This window comes from Pontibacter toksunensis (assembly GCF_042686245.1).
GTDB classification, from domain to species: domain Bacteria; phylum Bacteroidota; class Bacteroidia; order Cytophagales; family Hymenobacteraceae; genus Pontibacter; species Pontibacter toksunensis.
Genome location: NZ_JBHUOX010000001.1, coordinates 82,871 through 104,475, shown reverse-complemented (window position 1 = coordinate 104,475; position 21,605 = coordinate 82,871). Strand labels below are relative to the sequence as shown.

Annotated in this window: 19 protein-coding genes and 1 other RNA gene; 13 read left to right on the top strand and 7 right to left on the bottom strand. The window is 46.3% G+C overall.

Annotated features, from left to right (window positions below; translation table 11 throughout):
- Positions 1–354 precede the first annotated feature (354 nt).
- Both ACFS7Z_RS00475 and ACFS7Z_RS00470 read left to right on the top strand, forming a co-directional pair.
- Positions 355–1,320 carry a polysaccharide deacetylase family protein gene (locus ACFS7Z_RS00475; RefSeq protein ID WP_377479209.1) on the top strand — a complete coding sequence of 322 codons (966 nt, stop codon included), beginning with the start codon at positions 355–357 and terminating at the stop codon, positions 1,318–1,320.
- A gap of 193 nt (positions 1,321–1,513) precedes the next feature.
- Positions 1,514–2,119, top strand: a complete 606-nt coding sequence (locus tag ACFS7Z_RS00470; protein ID WP_377479206.1) for a hypothetical protein — start codon at positions 1,514–1,516, stop codon at positions 2,117–2,119.
- On the opposite strand, the gene ACFS7Z_RS00465 is transcribed toward ACFS7Z_RS00470, so the two are convergent.
- Positions 2,116–2,724 (bottom strand): hypothetical protein, encoded by a 609-nt coding sequence (locus ACFS7Z_RS00465; protein ID WP_377479203.1) that lies wholly within the window; start codon positions 2,722–2,724, stop codon positions 2,116–2,118. The two genes, ACFS7Z_RS00470 and ACFS7Z_RS00465, sit on opposite strands and share 4 nt — an antisense overlap.
- 883 nt (positions 2,725–3,607) lie before the next feature.
- Between ACFS7Z_RS00465 and ACFS7Z_RS00460 the strand changes: the two genes are divergently transcribed.
- Positions 3,608–4,081 (top strand): nucleoside deaminase, encoded by a 474-nt coding sequence (locus tag ACFS7Z_RS00460; RefSeq protein WP_377479200.1) that lies wholly within the window; start codon positions 3,608–3,610, stop codon positions 4,079–4,081.
- 170 nt (positions 4,082–4,251) lie between these two features.
- Here the strand turns inward: ACFS7Z_RS00460 and ffh are convergent, their stop codons facing one another.
- Positions 4,252–5,586 (bottom strand): signal recognition particle protein, encoded by a 1,335-nt coding sequence (gene ffh / locus ACFS7Z_RS00455; RefSeq protein WP_377479197.1) that lies wholly within the window; start codon positions 5,584–5,586, stop codon positions 4,252–4,254.
- A 421-nt stretch (positions 5,587–6,007) separates the two neighbouring features.
- Here ffh and ACFS7Z_RS00450 point away from each other — a divergent pair, with 421 nt between their 5' ends.
- From ACFS7Z_RS00450 to ACFS7Z_RS00410, 9 genes are all read left to right on the top strand, one after another.
- Entirely contained in the window at positions 6,008–7,201 is a 1,194-nt protein-coding gene (locus ACFS7Z_RS00450) for a glycosyltransferase family 4 protein (protein ID WP_377479194.1), read from the top strand.
- A 109-nt stretch (positions 7,202–7,310) separates the two neighbouring features.
- Complete coding sequence (gene pseB, locus ACFS7Z_RS00445; protein WP_377479191.1) at positions 7,311–8,333, top strand: UDP-N-acetylglucosamine 4,6-dehydratase (inverting); 1,023 nt, start codon at positions 7,311–7,313, stop codon at positions 8,331–8,333.
- Between the two features lie 110 nt (positions 8,334–8,443).
- Positions 8,444–9,577: a UDP-4-amino-4,6-dideoxy-N-acetyl-beta-L-altrosamine transaminase gene (pseC, locus tag ACFS7Z_RS00440; RefSeq protein ID WP_377480630.1), complete on the top strand. Its 1,134-nt coding sequence runs from the start codon at positions 8,444–8,446 to the stop codon at positions 9,575–9,577.
- Positions 9,574–10,272 (top strand): pseudaminic acid cytidylyltransferase, encoded by a 699-nt coding sequence (gene pseF / locus ACFS7Z_RS00435; protein WP_377479189.1) that lies wholly within the window; start codon positions 9,574–9,576, stop codon positions 10,270–10,272. Before pseC ends, pseF begins: the two co-directional genes overlap by 4 nt.
- Entirely contained in the window at positions 10,269–11,744 is a 1,476-nt protein-coding gene (gene pseG / locus ACFS7Z_RS00430; protein ID WP_377479186.1) for a UDP-2,4-diacetamido-2,4,6-trideoxy-beta-L-altropyranose hydrolase, read from the top strand. The genes pseF and pseG overlap by 4 nt, the downstream gene beginning before the upstream one ends.
- 26 nt (positions 11,745–11,770) lie before the next feature.
- Positions 11,771–12,814 carry a pseudaminic acid synthase gene (gene pseI, locus ACFS7Z_RS00425; RefSeq protein ID WP_377479184.1) on the top strand — a complete coding sequence of 348 codons (1,044 nt, stop codon included), beginning with the start codon at positions 11,771–11,773 and terminating at the stop codon, positions 12,812–12,814.
- A gap of 42 nt (positions 12,815–12,856) precedes the next feature.
- Positions 12,857–14,095: a hypothetical protein gene (locus ACFS7Z_RS00420; RefSeq protein ID WP_377479181.1), complete on the top strand. Its 1,239-nt coding sequence runs from the start codon at positions 12,857–12,859 to the stop codon at positions 14,093–14,095.
- Between the two features lie 58 nt (positions 14,096–14,153).
- Positions 14,154–15,956: a LamG-like jellyroll fold domain-containing protein gene (locus ACFS7Z_RS00415; protein WP_377479178.1), complete on the top strand. Its 1,803-nt coding sequence runs from the start codon at positions 14,154–14,156 to the stop codon at positions 15,954–15,956.
- Between the two features lie 83 nt (positions 15,957–16,039).
- Positions 16,040–17,524: a lipopolysaccharide biosynthesis protein gene (locus tag ACFS7Z_RS00410; protein ID WP_377479175.1), complete on the top strand. Its 1,485-nt coding sequence runs from the start codon at positions 16,040–16,042 to the stop codon at positions 17,522–17,524.
- A gap of 44 nt (positions 17,525–17,568) precedes the next feature.
- Here ACFS7Z_RS00410 and ACFS7Z_RS00405 read toward each other — a convergent pair whose 3' ends face one another.
- Complete coding sequence (locus ACFS7Z_RS00405) at positions 17,569–18,693, bottom strand: DegT/DnrJ/EryC1/StrS family aminotransferase (RefSeq protein WP_377479173.1); 1,125 nt, start codon at positions 18,691–18,693, stop codon at positions 17,569–17,571.
- Between the two features lie 154 nt (positions 18,694–18,847).
- Between ACFS7Z_RS00405 and ACFS7Z_RS00400 the strand changes: the two genes are divergently transcribed.
- On the top strand, positions 18,848–19,507 hold the full coding sequence (locus ACFS7Z_RS00400; protein WP_377479170.1) for a hypothetical protein: 660 nt from the start codon (positions 18,848–18,850) through the stop codon (positions 19,505–19,507).
- Positions 19,508–19,600: 93 nt separating this feature from the next.
- On the opposite strand, the gene ACFS7Z_RS00395 is transcribed toward ACFS7Z_RS00400, so the two are convergent.
- The 4 genes from ACFS7Z_RS00395 to ffs all read right to left on the bottom strand — a co-directional run bounded on the left by ACFS7Z_RS00395 (position 19,601) and on the right by ffs (position 21,499).
- Complete coding sequence (locus tag ACFS7Z_RS00395; protein WP_377479167.1) at positions 19,601–20,314, bottom strand: cell division ATP-binding protein FtsE; 714 nt, start codon at positions 20,312–20,314, stop codon at positions 19,601–19,603.
- 6 nt (positions 20,315–20,320) lie between these two features.
- Entirely contained in the window at positions 20,321–20,524 is a 204-nt protein-coding gene (locus tag ACFS7Z_RS00390) for a fructose-6-phosphate aldolase (RefSeq protein WP_377479164.1), read from the bottom strand.
- 113 nt (positions 20,525–20,637) lie between these two features.
- Positions 20,638–21,294 carry a fructose-6-phosphate aldolase gene (fsa, locus tag ACFS7Z_RS00385; protein WP_377479161.1) on the bottom strand — a complete coding sequence of 219 codons (657 nt, stop codon included), beginning with the start codon at positions 21,292–21,294 and terminating at the stop codon, positions 20,638–20,640.
- A 108-nt stretch (positions 21,295–21,402) separates the two neighbouring features.
- An RNA gene (ffs, locus tag ACFS7Z_RS00380) (signal recognition particle sRNA small type) lies at positions 21,403–21,499 on the bottom strand.
- Positions 21,500–21,605 lie beyond the last annotated feature (106 nt).

Here is a 21,605-nt window from a genome sequence, read left to right as displayed (position 1 = left end):
AACAAGCGTCTGCTTCGGGCATGGTATGAAAGTAATAACATCTCAGTAGTTTTTTGCTGAAACCATTCTTCCAAACCCTCCCTGTTATCACCTCAGAACTCTTCAAGTCCCGCAATTATAGCATGTTCTCCAACTGAAGCGAAGGCGGGAGTTTGAGCAGCCACAAAGCACATTTTCAGCAGGCCCCTCTTTACCATACAGTAGCAGCCGGAACTATATAAAAGTTACTTGTCTTCTTGTGTTAAAACAACTGAGCTTTTATAGTAGAAGAGCTAAATTAAATCAAAATTTTATTCCTGAATCAGGCTGCAGATATATAGAAATGCGTATTTTACATCATATTCCAATAATAATATGACTACGCATATCGCCCGCATTTTATGCACATTTACTGCCTCCGCTACTTTCATTCTTACATCCTGCGGTGAGGTTAAAACACAAAAAATAACTGCCGCTACACCACCCGACACGAACGCCACACGCACAGCAGCCAGTACTGTTCCTCCCGAAGTGAATGAGACATCTTCTGCTAGTGTTGTTCCGGTTATAGACCTAAAGGTTGATGCTAAAACAGTTCTGGAACGCCCAGAGGTACCCATCCTTTGTTACCACCAGATCCGTGACTGGAAAGATTCTGATTCGAAGCAGGCCAAGGATTATATTGTGCCCGTTGCCCGCTTTGAAGAGCACATGAAAATGCTGGCAGATAGCGGTTACCACACTATTGTGCCTGATCAGTTGATGGCATACCTGACAACAGGTGCTCCCTTACCTGAGAAGCCCATCATGCTTACCTTCGACGATACCAACCTTGACCAGTATACTGTTGCTGCACCGACTTTGGAAAAACACGGATTCAAAGGTGTGTTTTTTGTGATGACAGTCTCTTTGGGCCGCCCGCGGTATATGAGCAGAGAGCAGGTTAAAGATCTGTCAGATCGCGGACACGCCATAGGAAGCCATACCTGGGATCATCAGAACGTGAAGAAACTGAAAGGTGAGGCTTGGGTGACGCAGGTCGAGAAGCCGGGTAAAGTACTGGCGGATATTACCGGGAAACCGGTAACCTATTTTGCTTATCCGTTTGGGCTCTGGAATAAAGAAGCCATACCTGAATTAGAGAAGCGTGGCATTACAGCAGCATTCCAACTGGCCAACAGTATGGACGATGAAAAGCCACTTTATACTATCCGTCGTAACATAGCCAGTGGCTATTGGGGAGCAGAAACACTGCATAAAAAAATGGTTCAGAGCTATCGGCTTCAACCGGTTCCGGCTACATCATCTCATAAGCTTGCTGTGCTTTCTCCCGAAAAGTAAGGTAGGGCAACACCATTTACGGTAGTATATAGCAACTCACTGTGAAGCTGAAGAAATACCTTCTGCCGGAGTATTAAATTTATGTCCTGACTGTTCAAGTTGAACTTCTACTTTATTCGTAAATATCTTATCAGAATAAATGTAAATGCCACGTTTCAATTGGCATTTACAGGCACAATGCAGGAAGAAAAGAATGATGAGCGAAGAGGAGCTACAGCACATGGGCGTGGACTTTGGCGCAAAATTGGCAGGCACCACGGCGGCAGCCATGCTGATTAATGGACAGCTACAGGTGTGGCAAACTGCTAAGGGGCAGGATTCAGATATATGGTTACTGGAACTTGTGGAGGAGCTACAGCCTAAGACACTTTATCTGGATGCACCTTTAACGCTGCCCAAAGTATATATACAGAAAACTCACAACCCTGACTCCGACTATTTTTACCGCCAGGCTGACCGCGAGTTACAGGCAATGTCACCTATGTTTATCGGCGCCCTGACGGCACGAGCCATAAAGCTACGGGTACAGTTAGCAGAAAAGGGCGTTGGCGTAATAGAAACGTATCCCTCGGCACTCGCCAGACTGTTGCTGCCAGAGCTGCCAGATTACAAAAAAGGTCCTGCAGCACTCCCCGTTTTCGCAGAGGCACTGCAGGACCTTTTTAATCTTCAACTAAAGGTAGTACCTCAAAACTGGCACCAATTTGATGCGCTGCTAGCCTGGTATAGTGGCTACCGCCATCAGGAGGGGAAGTCAATACTTTACGGTAATGCCCAGGAGGGTCGGATAATTGTTTAATCTCCGGTTATGTCAGCAGCTGTCTCCAGTGTGCGGAATTCCATTTGCAAAGCTTTGATTTTTACCTCCGTATCCGTATCAATGTTGCCCTCTATCTCACTTTTCCGTTCATTTAGCTCTTCCAGCACTAACTTTGCCATATCCCAGTCGGCATCTGTCCAGTTTTCATTCTTCGCACGCACATTATCCATAAAGGTAATGTAAGCCTCCCGTACATTGGCTGCGTTGATGGTGGCCTTGTCAGCCCAACGGCCAAGGAGGTTTCGCTCCCACTCCGACTTTCTCGCCTGCATACGCACCTCTTCATAAGACTCGTCAGCCTCAGTAAACTCCTGTTTCAGTTGCTGGTACTCTGCCTTCAGCTCCTCAGTGAACTGGTCTTCTTTCTGGTCGAGTTCCTGCGTGCGCATCCTGAAGTCTTCTTTTGCGGTTTTCCAGTCTTCTTCGGTTTTATTTGCTAGTTGGGAGGTTTCCTTGCTTACCCAGGTTCTGAACTCGCCTAATTCATCTTCTATTTCCTGCTCTCTCGTAGTGGTACAACTGCTAAAAGCCATGAGGCAAATAAACAGTGTGAGCATCGAATACAGCTTGAATTCTCTTTTCATGATTTTGTTTTTTTGTTCGAATTTAATCTCAGCCATAAATACGCAAGTGCTTCCTCATTAGATATTATACGCTAAATGTCTTGCTATAACCCTGTTGGTAAATCACTTATGGCCTATAGTTAAAAAGGCGCACCGTAAACTATTGAAGATTTGCCACGTAGAACAAGTATAGTTGAAGAACACCACTCAACTACCTCTTTTAAGGAAGAGCGCAAAGATGTAGTAGCTTACACGGCGAGTATGCGATAAAAAGCACAAGTGCCGAGTAAGCTATTTTTGAGTAAAATCGTTCGAGGTGACGGTTCAAAAATCAGCTTCTGGTCTCCAAATTCATGTTGACTTGGAGTGAGTTGACGTGATTTCTGCTTCCCGATTTGCCACTTGTAAGCCATGTCGCCTAGTTTTACGGGTCCCTCCATATTCCCTACCTGCAAACTACTCAGGCACCTGATCTCGTTTATCTCCCGTTTCTCCTGCTTTTTTGACTCTGTTATGTACTAAATATAAATGCCAACCAGCTGCCGGAAACTTGAATCATTCAGACAAGGACTACAGCACCAGCAGTATTGGCTCTACAGGTTTTACCGGCTGAAATTACCCTTCTTATAAAATTCGCTCACGTAGCAACCAATTATTTATAGTATAGCAACAGTATCCTGCACTGAAATATCTTTAGGTGGCACAAAAGAAGGTGCCACATGTTTATCCGTGTTGCGTATAGGAGGCAAACAGATGGAAAAATCACAGTATAAAAGCAGGACAGGTTCTTAATGATACGATGATGTATATGGATAGGTAAATAAAGAAGAACCTATTTGATGGCATTTTTAGCTCATTTTTAAATTAAAAGAACCTGCTGTAATTCATACCCAAACGGAAGCACATGAAGGATAGGAAAGAGTTTATGCGAGAGGCTATTCGCCTTTCTGTAGAAAAAATGGAAGAAGGATTTGGAGGACCATTCGGAGCCGTGGTTGTTCGAAACGGAGAGATTGTCTCACGTGGGTTTAACAATGTGCTCGCATCAAATGACCCTACCGCCCACGCCGAGGTAGATGCCATTCGTAAAGCATCAACAGCGTTGAGCAGCTTCGACTTATCTGACTGTGACCTGTATACCAGCTGTGAGCCTTGCCCAATGTGTTTGGGTGCTATCTATTGGGCCCGATTCAGGAATGTGTACTATGGCAACACGCGCGAGGATGCCGCCCGCGTTGGCTTTGACGACGCACTCATCTATGATGAAATCGAAAAGCCGATAGAAGCACGCAAAATACCCATGCAACAACTCTTACCGGAAGAAGCAAAAAAAGGCTTTGATGCCTGGGAGAAAAACGAAAACAAAAAAGGATATTGAGAGGAGCGTCTAATCATTTTCAAGTGGATGGCCAGAAAGATTTGTGCTGAGCCTTTTAATCTGAACTTCTAATGGAGATGCCTGCCTTTGAGGTAAAACAAAAGGGGCTGTACTTGTCATAAGTGCAGCCCCTTTTGCTTTATAATGTTCACACGTTTCCTGAACAAGAATTACTTCTTCATCAAATTAGCTAAGTTACCCAGGCCACCGCGCTTACCGGCCATCTTGTTCATGGAACGCATCATTTTACGCATATCATTGAACTGCTTCATCAGGTTATTTACCTGCTGCACGTCAGTACCACTACCCTTTGCAATACGATGGCGCCGGCTACCGCTGATCATATCCGGATTTTCGCGTTCGGCAGGGGTCATTGATTTAATAATAGCTTCAATCGGTTTGAAGGCACCTTCATCAATTTCAACATCTTTCAAAGCCTTGCCTACACCGGGTATCATACCAACAAGGTCTTTGATGTCACCCATCTTCTTGATTTGCTCTAACTGCGTCAGGAAGTCATCAAAGTTGAACTGGTTTTTGCGTATCTTCTTGTTAATGCGCTTTGCCTCATCCTCATCAAAAGCCTGCTGCGCACGCTCTACCAGCGAGATAACGTCACCCATACCCAAAATACGCTGGGCCATACGGTCCGGGTAGAACAGATCCAACGCTTCCATTTTCTCACCAGTAGAGATAAATTTAATAGGCTTCTCTACTACAGCACGGATAGAAAGGGCTGCACCACCGCGGGAGTCACCATCCAGCTTTGTCAGCACCACGCCATCAAAGTTGATGCGCTCGTTAAAGGTTTTGGCCGTATTCACCGCATCCTGGCCTGTCATAGAGTCTACAACAAAAAGCGTTTCGGTTGGCTTTACAGCATTCTTTATCTCCGCTATTTCTTTCATCATTGCCTCATCCACAGCCAAACGGCCGGCGGTATCAATGATGACTACTTTCTTATTTGTCTTCTTGGCGTGCTCAATGGCGTTCAGGGCAATTTGCACCGGATTTTTGTTCTCCAGCTCAGTATATGCCTCCACACCTACCTGCCCTGCAAGCACCTGCAGCTGATTTATAGCAGCCGGACGGTACACGTCGCAGGCGGCCACCAGCACATTGCGGCCTTGCTTTTTGATGTAACTCGCGAGCTTACCGGTGAAGGTTGTCTTACCCGAGCCCTGCAATCCTGCAATGAGAATAATAGCCGGGTCACCTTTCAGGTTAATATCCTGCTTTTCACCACCCATTAACGCTGTCAGCTCCTCATGTACAATTTTCACCATCAGCTGCCCCGGCGACACAGCGATTAAAACATCGCGGCCCATTGCCTCATCCTTGATCTTATCGGTTACAGTTTTGGCTACTTTATAGTTAACGTCAGCATCCACGAGCGCACGGCGCACCTCTTTAATGGTTTGCGCCACGTTGATTTCTGTAATGCTTCCCTGGCCCTTAAGTGTTTTAAAAGCCTGGTCTAATTTGTTACTTAAATTATCAAACATCTCTATTTCTGGATTTACTTACAAAAATAAGCATTATCTCTTTTAATTACGAATTCTTGATCACAAGTTCAACTGAAAGTAGTTGAAAAATGGTTTTTGTCAGTTTTATACTATACTTGTGGTGCTGCCACCGGAGCTTATAGAATAAACACCAATCGTGTCACAGCAATTCCGCTCAGTTGTACATCCTCACACAGCGGAGGCAAACTTATATAGAAACAGCAAATGCGCAGGTGCGTAATAATATTTTTATATTTGAGACGATAGCAAAGCAGAGGAATTTACCTTGGAAAATAACGAAAAGACTGACGTATTATATATTTCTTACTACTGGCCCCCTTCCGGTGGCCCTGGAGTACAAAGGGGATTAAAATTTTGCAAATATTTTCCCCATTTCAATGTGCAGCCTACCATTCTCACTGTGGATGAAAAACAGGCCTCCTACCCACTTCTTGATCCAACCTTTGAAAAAGAGGTGCCGGAGGGGCTAAAGGTATACCGGACAGCTACCACAGAGCCTTTCGAATACTATAAGAAGTTATCCGGCAAAAAAGAGATACCCTTTAGCGGGTTTGCAAACCAGAAAGGTAAAGATACGCTGGTAGACAAGGTCTTTAAATTTGTACGTGGAAATCTGTTTATACCTGATGCACGTGTCGGCTGGAACAAACATGCTTTGAGAAAAGCAGAAGAGCTACTTCAGCATGGCTCTTTCAAAGCCATACTTACCACCAGCCCACCACACTCCACACAATTAATAGGCCTGAAACTGAAGAAGAAGTATAACCTGCCCTGGATAGCAGACTTACGTGACCCTTGGACCAATATACATTACTACGACCAGCTACACCATACTGCCCTAGCCAAACGCCTCGACGAAAAGTATGAGCAGGAGGTACTGGAGGAGGCGGATGCCATTATAGTTACCAGCGAAGACACCAAGCGCCTTTTCCTGAACAAGCCGGTGAGTATTAGTGAAAACAAGATTCATGTCATCCCGAATGGGTATGATGCTGAAGATTTCAGGGTAACTTCCAACCCGCCACAGGACACACTGCTTATTACCTATGTCGGCACCATTACGGAAAGCTACAACATTGATGTTTTCCTGAAGGTGCTGGCTCACATGCTTTCGGTGCATAGCGGGATAAACTACAAGCTGCGCTTTGTGGGCCAGGTATCAGATGGGGTTAAGAAGCGAATAGAAAAAGCCGGTATTCTGGGTATAACAGAATTTGTGCCGTATGTCCCGCATGAGGAGGCCATCAGGTATCTGATGGAAAGCACGCTGCTGCTGCTGGCCATTGCAGATGTGGACACACTTTACTCGAACGTACCAGGAAAACTGTTTGAATATCTTGCAGCTAATAAGCCAATCGTCTGTTTGGGACCCGTTCACTCCGACACCGACCGCATTATTGACGAGTGCGGAGCCGGCCGCCTTTTCCACTATACAGCTTATGACCTGATGGTAGACCACATGACACAGGTAAGTAACGCCTGGAAAATAAACCCGAATCAGGATCTACCCTCTATTAACCACGCCCGTTACTCCAGGCAGGCACTCACGGAAGAACTGGCGCAGATAATAAAGCAGCTCATGGAGGGCAGATAACCCGCCTGCCTCATCAGCACCATAGAAAAGAAGTGCTGAAAAAAGAGTATCTTGCAGCTGAATAGGTGATTGAAAACACCTGTTGTATAAAGAAAGCATACATATCAGAATGTCTTTAGACCTAAACAACAAGTCTATATTAATAACAGGTGGCACAGGCTCCTTTGGCAAGAAGTTCGTGGAGATGGTTTATGCCCGCTTCCCTCATATAAATCGACTTGTGATTTTTTCCCGCGATGAGCTGAAACAGTTTGAGATGTCTCAGGTTTTCCCCCATAGCAGGTACAATTCAATACGCTATTTTATTGGGGATGTGCGCGACGGGCAGCGTTTTAAGCGGGCCTGCGAAGGCATTGACATTATTGTTCACGCCGCCGCCATGAAACAGGTGCCTGCAGCCGAGTACAACCCAATGGAGTGCATCAAGACCAATATTCTGGGGGCAGAAAACATCATCAATGCCGCACTGGATTGTGGGGTGAAGGATGTAGTAGCCCTTTCTACAGATAAAGCAGCCGCTCCCATTAACCTGTATGGGGCAACAAAGCTGTGCTCCGACAAACTGTTTGTAGCCGCAAACAACATGAAGGGCAAACGCGATATCCGTTTCTCTGTTGTCCGCTACGGCAACGTGATCGGGTCGCGGGGATCTGTGGTGCCGTTTTTCATGAAGAAAAGAAAAGAGGGTGTACTACCGATCACCCATCCGGAAATGACGCGCTTCAATATATCTTTGGAAGAAGGGGTAGAGCTGGTTTTCCATGCTCTGGAGCATCATTGGGGTGGGGAGATTTTCGTGCCTAAAATACCTTCTTACGTTATAACCGACATGGCCGAAGCGATAGGTCCTGATTGCAGGCAGGAAGTAGTGGGCGTGAGACCAGGCGAAAAGCTGCATGAGGAGATGATAACTGAAACAGATTCTCTCAGCACCGTAGAACTGGATAAATACTACGTTATCCTTCCTGCCATCCCTCCTACCTGGACGACGGAAGATTTCCTGAAGGCTCATGGCGGAAAGATGGTAAAAGAAGGCTTCAAGTATAACTCAGGCACGAACGAAGAATGGCTTAGCGTGGAGCAGCTGCGTGAGGAAATACGCCAGCACGTTGACCCGGCGTTTAGTGTCTGATACACGTAAAGCAGCAGGATATAAAATAACGACCACCCGTGACACAGATTTCAGAAAACATACCTCAAAAGCCTATCCCCTACGGCAGGCAGCACATCACAGAGGCTGACATGGAAGCCGTAAAAGAAACGCTGCAGTCAGACTACCTGACTCAGGGACCGAAAGTTGCGGCTTTTGAAAAGAGTTTTGCGGAATATGTGGGTGCTCAGTTTGCAGTGGCCGTTTCAAATGGCACGGCTGCCCTGCATCTCTGCACGCTGGCTTTGGGTGTAAACGAAGAGTCGCGGGTTATTACAACGCCTATCACCTTTGTGGCGTCTGCCAACTGCGTGCGCTATTGCGGCGGTACAATAGAATTTGCTGATATCAACCCGGATACCGCACTCCTGGATACTGACAAAGTCCGTCAGCTGCTGGAAAGTCAGCCACGTGGCTACTACAGCGGTATTATACCCGTAGACTTTGCCGGCAACCCGGTGAACATGGAAGAGTTGAGAGCCCTGGCTGATGCACATGGGCTCTGGATTATAGAGGATGCCTGCCATGCCCCAGGTGGCTATTTCTACGACAGCAAGGACGAAAAACAAATGTGCGGAAATGGAAAGTATGCTGACGTAGCCATTTTCTCTTTTCACCCGGTAAAACACATTGCCACCGGAGAAGGCGGAATGATTACCACCAATAATGAACTGCTTTACAAGAAATTAATGCGGCTTCGTACCCACGGCATCACCCGCGACCCGGACGAGATGCCGGAAAACCACGGTGGCTGGTACATGGAAATGCAGGAACTGGGCTTTAACTACCGTATTCCGGATATGCTCTGTGCGCTGGGTATTTCGCAGCTGCAGCGTGCTGATACAGGATTGGCCAGGAGAAAAGGCATCGCTAAAATCTATGATGAGGCTTTTAAAGAAGTAGAAGGCATTAGGATTTTAGACATCAATCAAGCAGCCTTAGGCGCTGCGGGTGAAAAAGGACATGCTTATCATCTTTATGTGATTCGGGTACAGGACCGCAAGGGGCTGTATGATTTCCTTCGCCAGCACCAGATTTTTGCGCAGGTGCACTACATACCGGTTCACACCATGCCATACTACCGCAGCCTGGGCCACGGCAAAGGCGATTTCCCTGAAGCTGAGCAGTACTATGCAGAATGCCTCAGCCTGCCCATGTACCCCTCCCTGACACAGGAGGAACAGGCTTTTGTTATTCAAAAGGTAAAAGAGTTTATAGGAAAGTGAAGTGTGTCGCAATCATACCGGCCCGTGGAGGCAGTAAACGTATACCTCGCAAGAACATCAAAGAATTCTTAGGTAAGCCTATTATAGCTTATTCCATTGAGACAGCCCTTGCATCAGGTCTTTTTGGAGAAGTGATGGTTTCCACCGATGATGAAGAAATCGCTGAAGTAGCGAGAAAATATGGTGCAAAAATACCATTCTTCAGAAGCAGTGTTTCTTCCAATGATGTAGCAACCACCGCAGCCGTACTGTCAGAGGTGCTGGAGGAATATGCTGCATCAGGAGAAAATTTTTCCTATGGCTGCTGCCTTTATCCTACGGCGCCACTTGTTAAAGTCAAAGCAATCAATGCAGCTTACGAACTGATAAAAGCAAGGCAGTATGATACTGTTTTATCTATCATCCGGTACAGCTACCCTATCTGGCGAAGCCTTTCAGTCGAAAATCATAAGGTAAGAATGAACTGGCCAGAACATCAACTCAGCCGCTCCCAGGATTTACCTGCTTCTTTTCACGATGCAGGTCAGTTCTACTGGTTTAACGTGAAAACATTTATGGAAAAGCAGGCGCTTTTTACAGATAACACAGGTGCCATAGAACTAACTGAGCTTGAAGTTCAGGACATAGATAACCTTTCAGACTGGAAGCTGGCAGAGATCAAGTATAGCCATTCTATGAAAGAGGGTATTATATGAGTAAAAAGCGTCGGATAATATTCAGGGCAGATGGCAACAACCAGATTGGCTTAGGGCATGTTGTGCGTTCGCTGTCGCTGGTTTGCATGCTGAGGGAGGAGTTTGAGTGTGTGTTTGCCGTACAGGCTCCAAGCAAAGAGTTACAGCTGCAAATCAGCAAGGCATGCCATGGTCTTATCATTCTCCCGATGTGTGCACCCTCTGAAACACGTTTTATTCATGAGCTTGATGCTTATATTTCTGCCGCGGAAATGGTGGTGCTCGACGGTTATCACTTTGATACAGCTTATCAGGAAAGTATCAAGGGGAAAGGAAGTGTACTTGTTTGCATAGATGATATCCAGTCTTACAAATTTTTAGCGGAAGTGGTTATTAACCAGGCGGGTGGTGTAAAAGCGCATTTGTATAGTGTGGCCTCCTATACCAGGTTGCTTTTAGGGCCTAAGTATGCGCTGCTGCGCCCTCCATTTCTGGAGGCTTCCAAACAAGTGAGAGTATTACAGCAAGGTAAACCTGCTTTACTTCTGAGCCTGGGAGGAGCTGACCCGAAGAACCGAACGCTACAGCTAGCCAAGGAGTTGGCTCAAAACAATAACATAGCTCGAATAGAGATAGTAGTGGGGGCAGCATACCGATACCTAGTAGAACTGCAGGCATGGCTACAGGAAGAAAAGAAAATCAACCTGCACCACAACCTTCCTGCTGAGCAGATGCGTGACCTGATGCAGCAATGTACTGTAGCTGTTACCTCTGCAAGCGGAGTAGCCTATGAATACGCTGCCGTAGGAGGCCTTCTTTTTGTCCTTCAAACTGCCGACAACCAGGCAAGCCTCTTTAACTTCCTGATTGAAAGCGGCATTGCCCATGAATACCAGGAATCAAGCCAAATACTGAACAATAACAGGCTAAGCAAAAACTTTAATCAGCAGGTTGAGACACAGCGGCAGCACTTTGACGGCCATAGTGACGTACGCTTGAAGCAGTTGTTCCGGAAGCTTAGTCTCAGTGCCGGTTTATACCTTAGAGAGGCTACTGAGGAAGATACGCTGCTGCTGTTTGAGTGGGCAAATGATCCGGAAGTGCGCAAGAATTCTTTTAACCCCAACCCTATCACCATTGAAAAACACAGGCTGTGGTTTAACACAGTGCTGGAAGATGAGAACACCCTGCTGTATATTGCAGAAGCAGACGGAAAGCCTGTTGCACATATCCGCTTTAACATTAGTAAAGGAAGAGCCTTAATCAGCTACCTGATAGATGCCGGTTTTCGTGGCCAGGGTCTGGGGCTACGTTTACTACAGAAAGGACTACAAGCACTTAAAGCACAGTTACCTGCTATTGAGCAGGCAGAGGGGTTGGTGCAGCGCGAAAACATTGCTTCTGTTCGGTCGTTTGAAAAAGCGGGCTTCAATTACGGACAGCCAGACCCGGAACACCCTCAGGCACACCGCTTCATTTTGCAGTTGACCTAGCAGCTGGCAGAAAATAGACTTCAAGTATGATACAGGAAATAAGCATCGGCGGGCGTATGATAGGACCAAACCACAAGCCCTTTATTATAGCAGAAATGTCGGGTAATCATAACCAGTCGCTGGAACGGGCACTAGCAATTGTAGATGCCGCTGCTAACGCAGGCGCTGATGCCATTAAACTGCAAACTTATACAGCCGATACCATGACGCTGCCTGGTGCCTTTACAATAGAGGATGAGGATTCGTTATGGAAAGGCCGCGAACTATATGACCTTTATAAAGAAGCTTATACACCCTGGGAGTGGCACAAGCCAATTTTTGAAAAAGCAAGGGCGCGTGGGATTTTAGCCTTCTCCTCCCCTTTCGATGAAACGGCTGTTGACATGTTAGAGGAACTCGGCGCCCCAGCCTATAAGATTGCTTCCTTCGAAAACACAGACCATCCGCTTATACGCAAGGTAGCGGCCACGGGCAAGCCTGTGATTATCAGTACAGGGGCAGCAACTGTATCAGAGTTAGACGAGGCAGTAAGTGTATTGCGTGGCGCTGGCTGTGAGCAGTTTATCATGCTCAAATGCACCAGCACCTACCCGGCCAGGCCGGCAAATACCAATTTAGTAACGATCCCTCATATGCGGGATTTATTTGGTGTACAAGTGGGGCTTTCTGACCATACCATGGGTGTAGGAGCCGCTGTGGCAGCAGTTGCCCTCGGAGCAACTGTAATTGAAAAGCACTTTACACTAAGCAGAGCCGACGGAGGCGTGGACGCGGCTTTTTCACTGGAACCTGCCGAACTGCGTTCTCTTGTAACAGAGACTGAAAGGGCCTGGGAAGCACTGGGCTACATTCAGTATGGGGTACAGCGGGCAGAGGAAAAGAGCCGCCTTTTTAAACGCTCTGTATATGTTTCTGAAGATATGAAGGCAGGGGAGACTTTTACAGAGGCGAATATACGCGTCATTCGTCCTGGGCTGGGGCTGGCTCCAAAGTATTATGAGGGGCTGATAGGTAAAATTGCAAAGCAGGATATAAAAGCGGGAACTCCCCTGTCCTGGGATCTGGTGTGATGCATGAAGCAATGGTACGCCCTCTATAGCAACATCCTGTACATGCATTTTTCTGAAGGGTTTTACAACCTGCCGGAAAGCGCTAAGAGTGCAGCATCTCCTCTAAATTCACTGCAGCGCCTGCTACGCATGGCAGGTTATACCGTTCTGCGGTTATTCGGAAACCTGTTCCAGTCGGTGGAGAACCCTGAAAAGCTACTGGGAAAAGTATGGCTTTATGTGGTGAGTCAGAACAACTACGACAGCCTGCAGTTTGTGCACCAGGGTTTACCTGAAACCGTTTTCGTGGCTGGCCAGAGTAAGCACATTGGCAAATATAAAGCCTCAGTCGAAAGGATCTCGCTGCGCCGTAAGCTGTTCTACTACTATAAGTTTCCCTACCTGTTCCTGCACTTTCTTAAACACAAAAAAAAGCATACCCTCCGCTTTTTCGATTTGCTCTACGACGCCATAGGTTTCTATGAAGTGTATTACAGGAAATTACAAAAATATTCTCCTGCTGCCATCATCTTTGCTAATGACCATAACGCAGATGCACGCGCTATGCTACTGGCAGCAAAAGCATTAAACATTAAAACTATATACATACAGCACGCCAGTGTCAGCACCATCTTTCCCCCGCTCTCCTTCAACCTGAACCTGTTGGAAGGCCAGGACTCGCTTGACAAGTACAGGCTTTGCGGTCCGGTACAGGGACAAGTGGAGCTGGTGGGTATGCCTAAAGCAGATAAATATGTACCCTATAGAAACAGCAGCAAGATTATCAGCACCATTGGTATAGGATGCAACCTCATGGATGAACTTAATGTGGTGGAGAAACTGCTGCAACAAATTGCAAAGCGGTTACCTGATTTACAGATTTTAGTTCGCCCGCATCCCCGTGACAAACGTGATTTCAATGCTTTTCTTTCATTGAGTGATAAAGTACGCCTCTCTGATAGTCATACTGTTGCCACTTTTGAATACCTGCGTGAGATAGATGTACAGATCAGCGCTACATCTGGAATACATCTGGAGGCTGTGCTGCTAAACGTGTGGTCCATTTACTTCGACTTCAGCACCTCTCACAATTTGCCCGACTACTATGGCTATATCAAGCATGGCTTAGTTGATACAGCTGAAAACTCCGAAGTGCTTCTCCGACTACTGCAGGATCGTATTCATTCCAGGCCAGATGTGGTCGGAAGAGCAACATATTATAACGCCACTGTCGGTACAGCCTTTGATGGTAGAAGCTCAGAAATAGCAGTGAACTTAATCAAGTCCTTTCTACAGTTATAAAATACCAATATTTATATATTTTATTTATCTTGGCTTCGGCAGTCAATATAAAAGACAAATGAGTAACTATCACAGAACTTCTACTATTTTCATTTTTCTCTTCACTTTCATTACGCTTTTACCCTCTATGGTCACAGCGCAGGGTGCTTTAGGTGCTATAAAGCTAAGTGGAAATAGTGAATATGCAGAGTTTAGTAACGCCAATAGGGGCATAACAGATCAAGTCACAGTGGAAGCTTGGATCAAGACCACCTCTATGGGGCATCACCACATAATAAGCAAATATGATCGTGATACAGAAAATGGTTTTCAGTTGCTGATTCAAAATGGAAAGGCTTGTTTGGCAGGTAGAGATGGCTCTGGTAACTATCGAATATCAGGATACTCTACTACTATAGTAGCGGATAACAATTGGCACCATTTAACTGGTGTAGTACATAATGGGACTTGGAGAATATATGTAGACGGCGTACTACAAAATGAGTTGGTAACGGGATATACAAACACTGTCTTAAACAGCAATGAAAAACTTTTGTTAGGAAATTACTACTACGTGTATTTGGGAAATCACTACTATACAGGTATGGTAGATGAAGTAAGACTTTGGAAAAAAGCCCTCACTGAAGAGGAAATTAGGCAGAACATGTGCAGAACTCTACCTGCTAATGCTCCGGGATTGGTTGCTTATTTAAAGCTAGATAATCTTGCCGGTGGCGTAGTTGTTGATGCTAGTCCCCTAAAAATGAACGGGAAGCTCATTAACACCTCTCCGGCTGTTGCTTCAGTTCCTTCCGGTGCACCAATAGGTGACAAGAGTGTCTACAGGTATACCAATAGGTGGGATTCTTCTCTTGAAATGGTTACTGACTATGCTAATTTTTCTGTGTTCAAGGTTGATCCCGCTATAAAAGGTTTTCACCTGTATTCTATTCAGTCTCCTCCTGCTTCTACAAATGGTATCGGTTCTCCACAGGAGGTAAGGGAATACTATGGCTTATTTAAGGTAGGTGACACCAGCAAAAAATATAAGGTATACTTCAAGCAGTATGGTATGGCTTGTGGAGGCAATCTTTACCGTAGGGCAGATAATACAGTCTCAAATTGGAATTTAGTAGCAGACACTACCGGGTCACCCATAATGTTATATAACTCATCTGCTAACTATGGTGAGTTCGCCGCTACAAGTAAAGCTGCACCAACAGTAGAAATAAGTGGCCCCACCTCAATATGTTCTGGTACAACTGCAACACTTACCTCCAGCTACACAGGCACTGGAAAAATTGTATGGAACACAGGAGAAACATCTTCCAGTATTAAAGTCAATAAGAGCGGAACGTACACTGTTGAGGTAACCAATGCTGCAGGCTGCACCGCAAAAGACGAAATCCAGGTCTCCTTCACTATGGAACCTGTCACTTCTCTTCCAACAGAAGTTTTTACCTGTTATGGTGAACCCGTAATTCTCGATGCTACGGCAGAAGGTGCTGTATATAAATGGAGCAGTGGCCAGTCTACGCCAGGCATAACTGTATATACACCCGCAACCTATTATGTTACCATCACGATAAACGACTGCAGCTATGTAAAGGAAGTTAAAGTTTCGAATGGTGAATGCCCAGTTATCCCAAACATAATCACTCCGAATGATGACGGCAAAAATGATCTTTTCGTGGTGCAGGGTGTAGAGCCAAACTCATTGCAATTAAAATTGTACAACCGCTGGGGAAAGCCCGTGTACCAGAACGACAATTACGACAACAGCTGGTCAGCATCAGCTTTGTCAGCGGGCACCTACTATTACTGTTTTACCAGCCGCCGCAGCCAGAAAGTCTATAAAGGCTGGGTTGAAGTGGTAAAGTAACAGCTTCTGCGACCTGCCTTCCCCTCATGTTCCTTCTCCTATATTGTGAGAATCCGCTACCTTTACTTTTCTGATATGAGTTAATGAGGAAATTACAGCGCGAAGGAATCTGGAACACCGCCATCTCGTACGCCGGCATTTTAATCGGCTATGTGAACACCATTCTGCTGTTCCCTAACTTCCTGGATGAAGCAGAGGTAGGACTCACGCGCCTCCTGCTGACCATATCTGTGATGTATGCGCAGTTCTCTGCGCTGGGGTTCGTGAACATGAGCACCCGCTACTTTCCCTACTTCCGGGATAAAGCGAAGCAGCACAATGGTTTCCTTTTCCTGCTGCTGTCTATACCGGTACTCGGCTTTGCAGTAGCAACAGGGGTTTACCTGCTGCTGAAGCCGCTGGTAGTGACATACTATGTGGCTAAATCGCCGCTGATACTTGAATACTACTACTACATTATTCCGCTGGCGCTTTTTACGCTGCTGTACAACATGTTCACGTCGTACCTGCGGTCTTTGTACAAAACCATCGTTTCCTCATTCGTGCAGGACTTCCTGCTGCGTATTCTTACCACACTGCTGATAGCTGTTTATGCATTAGGTGTTATGGATTTCAGGCAGTTCGTGTTGCTGTACGTTATCCTCAACTCAGCCGGCGCAATGGGATTATTCTTTTATACCATCTGGCTGAAGCAGTTCTACCTGCGTCCCACACTGGCTGGCCTGCGCATTGTCCCGATGCGGGAGATGCTCTACTACGGCTTCTTTACTTTCTTAGGAAACTTATCAACGACCATCATCACCACAGTTGACCAGGTGATGATCAGCTCTTACAGCTTGAGCGCCAACGGCGTATATACCACCGCCTTCTTCATGACTAGTGCTATTCTGGTACCAGCCAGGTCCATACTTAAAATTGCCTCTCCTCAGGTGGCAGATTTCTGGAAAGACAGCGACATGGCTGGAATGGCAAAGCTGTACAGGCATGTGACCATGGTGAACCTGATTGTGGGACTGCTGCTCTTTATCGGCATCTGGGCGAATATTGACAACCTCTTTTCATTTATGCCGGAGACATACAGAGCCGGAAAATACGTGGTGCTCTTTCTCTCCATTGCCCGTATTGTGGATCTGGCTACCAGTCTGAACGGTGTAATTTTGGCGACTTCTGAAAAGTACCGCTGGGACCTCGGCTTCAACATCGTGCTGGCTGCACTCACCATCGGTACGAACTGGTATTTTATTCCCCGCTACGGCATCAACGGAGCAGCTTTTGCCTCTATGCTCTCCTATATCTTCATGAATGTCACCCGCCTGTTCTTCGTGCAGTTCATCTATAGAATACAACCATTTTCCTGGGCTGCTGCTCAGGTTGTAGTCATAGCGGCAGTTGCATTGGGTGTTTCGTACCTGGTTCCTTTTCTTCAGAATGTATTTATAGATATGGTGTTGCGCTCTCTCCTGATTATTGCTATCTACGGTAGCCTGAGCATAGGTTTAAAAATATACCCTGAGATGAATGACTGGCTGAGAAAGGTAATTTATGGACTGACAGGATGGAGGCTATAACCTGTAGGCAGCGATTTCTTGTGCATCAGCCTGTAAGCACATCTTCAAGCAAGCTGGGTTAAGTAAACAAGCACATGGTGGCATATATATTCCAGCTGTTCCTGTTTCAGTTCTGTGTGCATCGGTAGCGAAAGCACGCCTTTGCAAAGCTCCTCTGAAACAGGAAAATCGCCCGCTTTACAACTAGGATGTGCGAAATTGGCAAGCAGGTGCAGTGGCTCCGGGTAGTATACTGCACTTGGAATAAAATTATTACTCAGATACTCCTGTAGCCCGTCCCTTATATCCAGGGTAACCTTTATAGTATACTGATGAAACACGTGCGAACCGTAGGAGGCACGGTAAGGAGTCTGTACCAGTTCCGTATCAGCAAAAGCAGCATCATAGTATCGGGCTACCTTTTCTTTACCCTCATTAAAAGCATCAACATACTTCAACTTCACATCCAGCATAGCGGCATCCAAAGCTCCAAGCCTTTGTCGGCTGTCAGTAAACTCAACTAAATGCTGCCGGTCATTTCTCCCTTGCAGTTTGGCAGTTAGTTCCTTATCATGCATTATAACAGCTCCTCCTTCACCTGAACTAAGTATAGGTTTAGTCGGGAAGAAACTCATCAGGCCGATATGCCCTATAGCACCCGCTTTCACCAGAACATCATCCGGACCTTCGCAGGCAGCCCCGAGTGCCTGGGTAGCATCTTCTATCAACCATTTTTTATGTTGCTGTGCGAGCTGCACCAGTTCATGCATGGGAGCAGGTTGGCCAAAAAGATGGCTGGCAAAAATTGCTGCTGTGTGAGGAGACAAAACGCTTTCAACAGAGGAAGCAGTAAGCGTAAAGGTAGCGGCGTCCACATCTGCAAAAGCAGGCTTTAATCCGAGTTGCAGCAACACCTCCACCACGGACGCATCCCCGAAAGCAGGTACTACTACTTCTGCGCCAGCTGGCAACTGTAGCACCGAGAGAGCGAACCGCAGCGCCTCCGTTCCACTGGCACAGGGCACCACAAGGGGCACCTGCAGATAAGTTTCGAGAGATGCAGCAAATCGCTGTGCCTGCGGCCCCTCCTCTAGGTTCATGCTCTCCATAACAGCACTAAAGGCATCATCCAACTCCTGCTTTAGCTTTGCATAAGGCGCTTTGGTGGCTGTCATTCTGATATCTTCCATGTGGGTTGGGCTGTTATGCGTTTAGGTAAACTTAACTATCCGGTGGGTAAAACACTAATCCGGGTTTTGCTGCCTCTTTTTCTTTAGGAAGTACGGCCCCGTAACCACATAGACCAGCACCGCGTTAAAAAAACCTAAGACAAAACTGAAAACTATGATAAAATTTAGACACTTGTTATTGTGCCTTTGCCTTCCCCTGCTATTCTCCTGTGATGGACAAAGAGCGGAGACAGCTACTGAAGGAGAACAGGCCATTGCCGAATACCGCAACTATGTAACCGAGTTTGAGCAGGACAGCTTAACAGAAACTGAAATGCGGGCACTGGAACAATCTGCAGAAGATGACTCGCGCTGGGAAACTGAAAAGCTGAACCTGCAGGAAATGTATGATGAGCGCAGAGAAGTTGTTCAAAACCTGGAGGACCTGGATGAAACAGAGCGTGCCGAAGTAGAGGCGTTAGACGAACGGTATAATCAGGCACTTCAGCGCCGTGAGCGGCAGTATGAGGAAGTGGAAAGGCGTAAAACACTCCGCCGCGACCTGCTCGGCTTAGAAATAAGAAACTTGGATATGAGTGATATTACCGCTGAGAATATCGGCAATGTATACGACCGCTTTATATCGACGCTTTCAGAAAACGTTGGAGAGTACGAACAACGCGACTGGAACCAGATTGAAGGCTGGTGGAACTCCCTGAATAACCGATACCAAGCCATTGAAGGGGACTTGCAGGCACCTGTAAAGAACTCTATTCAGCAGGCCAAAAACCGCTACCTGCAGATAAGAGAAGAAGCAAACATTGGTAACGTATAGTCACAAAGCAAAAAATACCAAAGCCAGGTCAATTCTTATTTGCCTGGCTTTTTTTGTACAGTATTAAAAGCAGCCTCAGCTTCAGGAAAAGACTTAGTGGTAGCCGTTTATCAGGGAAAATTCCTGCACTTTTGAATCAAGTACTTTGCCCTCTATGCATTTCAAAACGCGCTTCGGATAGCGGTTAATGATTTCATAGTTATGCGTTGCCATCAGGATAGCCGTGCCACTGTTGTTTATTTCAGCGAAAAGGCTCATGATGCCATCTGCCACCATCGGATCCAAGTTTCCGGTAGGCTCATCGGCAAAGAGAATAACAGGCTCATTTAGCAGGGCGCGGGCAATAACAATGCGCTGCTGCTCACCACCAGAAAGCTGGTGCGGCATCCTGTTTGCGGCAGAATCCAATCCTACCCGCATCAGCACTTCAGAAATGCGCTGCTTGATTTTGGAATTATCCTTCCAGCCCGTCGCACGCAGCACAAACGAAAGATTGTCAGCTACGGAGCGGTCGAACAACAACTGGAAATCCTGGAAAATGATGCCAATCTTACGGCGCAGGTAAGGCACCTGCTTACGTGGAAGCTTTGTTAGTTTAAAATCTGCGACAGATCCATGTCCAGCCAGGAGCGGCAGGTCAGCGTAAAGCGTCTTCAGCAGGGAGCTTTTGCCACTTCCGGTACGCCCTACAAGGTACACGAACTCTCCTTTGTCAACATCAAAGCTCACATTGCTGAGAATGGTGTTTACGTCCTGGTATACAGCAACATCGCGCAGCGACACTACAGGGCTAGAGGAAAAATCCATAAAATCTTAAATTTCTAATTTCTGCAGCTTGCCGAATTCAAGCGATGCAATAACGGCTGCCAGGGCATCTTCTTTCCCTTCCAGCCCATAGCGGTCCAGGTTCTTGAGCGGGCGGTCAGACCTAAAATAAGCAATCAGCACAAAGTTGCTGTCACGCAGCTGGATGTAATCCGGAATTTTGGCCTTGCCTTTAACTTTGATGATGTACATCTGGATAATTACGAATTAAGAATTATGAATTACGAATTAGATTGGTTTATAAAGCGTTATGTGTGTGCTATACAACCCATTCTTAATTCGTAATCCGTAATTCGTAATTAAAATTACTTGTTTCCTTTGGCGTGGTCAGCCAAGAACGTGGCCAGACCGCTGTCGGTAAGCGGATGCTTCAGCAGACCAGTGATAACAGACAGAGGACAAGTAACCACATCGGCGCCGATTTCAGCACACTGCACCAGGTGCATCACGTGGCGAACAGAGGCAGCAAGCACCTCAGTCTGATAGCCATAGTTATCATATATCTGAACAATCTGCTCAATCAGGCTAAGACCATTGGTGGACACATCATCAAGGCGGCCAACAAACGGAGACACATAGGTTGCACCTGCTTTTGCAGCCAGTAAAGCCTGACCGGCAGAGAACACAAGTGTACAGTTCGTCTTGATGCCTTTATCACTGAAGTAACGGATAGCCTTAATGCCTTCCTTAATCATTGGCACTTTTACCACGATATTCGGGTGCAGGTCAGCTAAAGCCTCTCCTTCACGCACTATCTCATTAAATTCAGTTGCGATAACTTCAGCACTGATGTCGCCATCTACAATCTCACATATTTTCTTGTAGTGGGCCATCACGTTATCGTGGCCAAAGATTCCTTCTTTCGCCATCAGGGATGGATTGGTGGTCACACCGTCCAGTACGCCCATGTCGTATGCTTCCTGTATGTCATTCAGGTTAGCAGTATCGATAAAAAATTTCATAATGCTGGAATGTTGATTTACTTACAAATCTAACGCATTAATTGACAATCAGGAAAGTAAAGCAGGGAAATTTGGGAGAAAGCGTAAAGCTTGCGGAAAGGGCAAAAAAAAGTGGCAAACCGACATCGCGCCGCTCAACCGCCTACCCTTGCTACCTTCCGGTCCTGGGGGAGTTCAGCAGGAGCTGGCCGTGCCGATTTGCCGTTGCAAAATTACACAAAAAGTCATTCAGTGCAAATCCTGATAGTTAAAATATTTCTGTTTCATGCACCTAAAGCCCTAGAACGTTCAGAATCAGGGGTATTAACCAG

Excerpts from the sequence above, each read along its gene's own strand:
- ACFS7Z_RS00465 (WP_377479203.1), bottom strand. The coding sequence starts at position 2,724 with ATGAAAAGAGAATTCAAGCTGTATTCGATGCTCACACTGTTTATTTGC.
- ACFS7Z_RS00470 (WP_377479206.1), top strand. The coding sequence starts at position 1,514 with ATGATGAGCGAAGAGGAGCTACAGCACATGGGCGTGGACTTTGGCGCA.
- ACFS7Z_RS00410 (WP_377479175.1), top strand. The coding sequence starts at position 16,040 with ATGAGGAAATTACAGCGCGAAGGAATCTGGAACACCGCCATCTCGTAC.
- ACFS7Z_RS00400 (WP_377479170.1), top strand. The coding sequence starts at position 18,848 with ATGATAAAATTTAGACACTTGTTATTGTGCCTTTGCCTTCCCCTGCTA.
- ACFS7Z_RS00395 (WP_377479167.1), bottom strand. The coding sequence starts at position 20,314 with ATGGATTTTTCCTCTAGCCCTGTAGTGTCGCTGCGCGATGTTGCTGTA.
- ACFS7Z_RS00420 (WP_377479181.1), top strand. The coding sequence starts at position 12,857 with ATGCATTTTTCTGAAGGGTTTTACAACCTGCCGGAAAGCGCTAAGAGT.
- ACFS7Z_RS00415 (WP_377479178.1), top strand. The coding sequence starts at position 14,154 with ATGAGTAACTATCACAGAACTTCTACTATTTTCATTTTTCTCTTCACT.
- pseB (WP_377479191.1), top strand. The coding sequence starts at position 7,311 with ATGTCTTTAGACCTAAACAACAAGTCTATATTAATAACAGGTGGCACA.
- ACFS7Z_RS00405 (WP_377479173.1), bottom strand. The coding sequence starts at position 18,693 with ATGGAAGATATCAGAATGACAGCCACCAAAGCGCCTTATGCAAAGCTA.
- pseG (WP_377479186.1), top strand. The coding sequence starts at position 10,269 with ATGAGTAAAAAGCGTCGGATAATATTCAGGGCAGATGGCAACAACCAG.
- pseC (WP_377480630.1), top strand. The coding sequence starts at position 8,444 with ATGGAAGCCGTAAAAGAAACGCTGCAGTCAGACTACCTGACTCAGGGA.
- fsa (WP_377479161.1), bottom strand. The coding sequence starts at position 21,294 with ATGAAATTTTTTATCGATACTGCTAACCTGAATGACATACAGGAAGCA.
- ACFS7Z_RS00460 (WP_377479200.1), top strand. The coding sequence starts at position 3,608 with ATGAAGGATAGGAAAGAGTTTATGCGAGAGGCTATTCGCCTTTCTGTA.
- pseI (WP_377479184.1), top strand. The coding sequence starts at position 11,771 with ATGATACAGGAAATAAGCATCGGCGGGCGTATGATAGGACCAAACCAC.
- ACFS7Z_RS00390 (WP_377479164.1), bottom strand. The coding sequence starts at position 20,524 with ATGTACATCATCAAAGTTAAAGGCAAGGCCAAAATTCCGGATTACATC.
- ffh (WP_377479197.1), bottom strand. The coding sequence starts at position 5,586 with ATGTTTGATAATTTAAGTAACAAATTAGACCAGGCTTTTAAAACACTT.
- ACFS7Z_RS00475 (WP_377479209.1), top strand. The coding sequence starts at position 355 with ATGACTACGCATATCGCCCGCATTTTATGCACATTTACTGCCTCCGCT.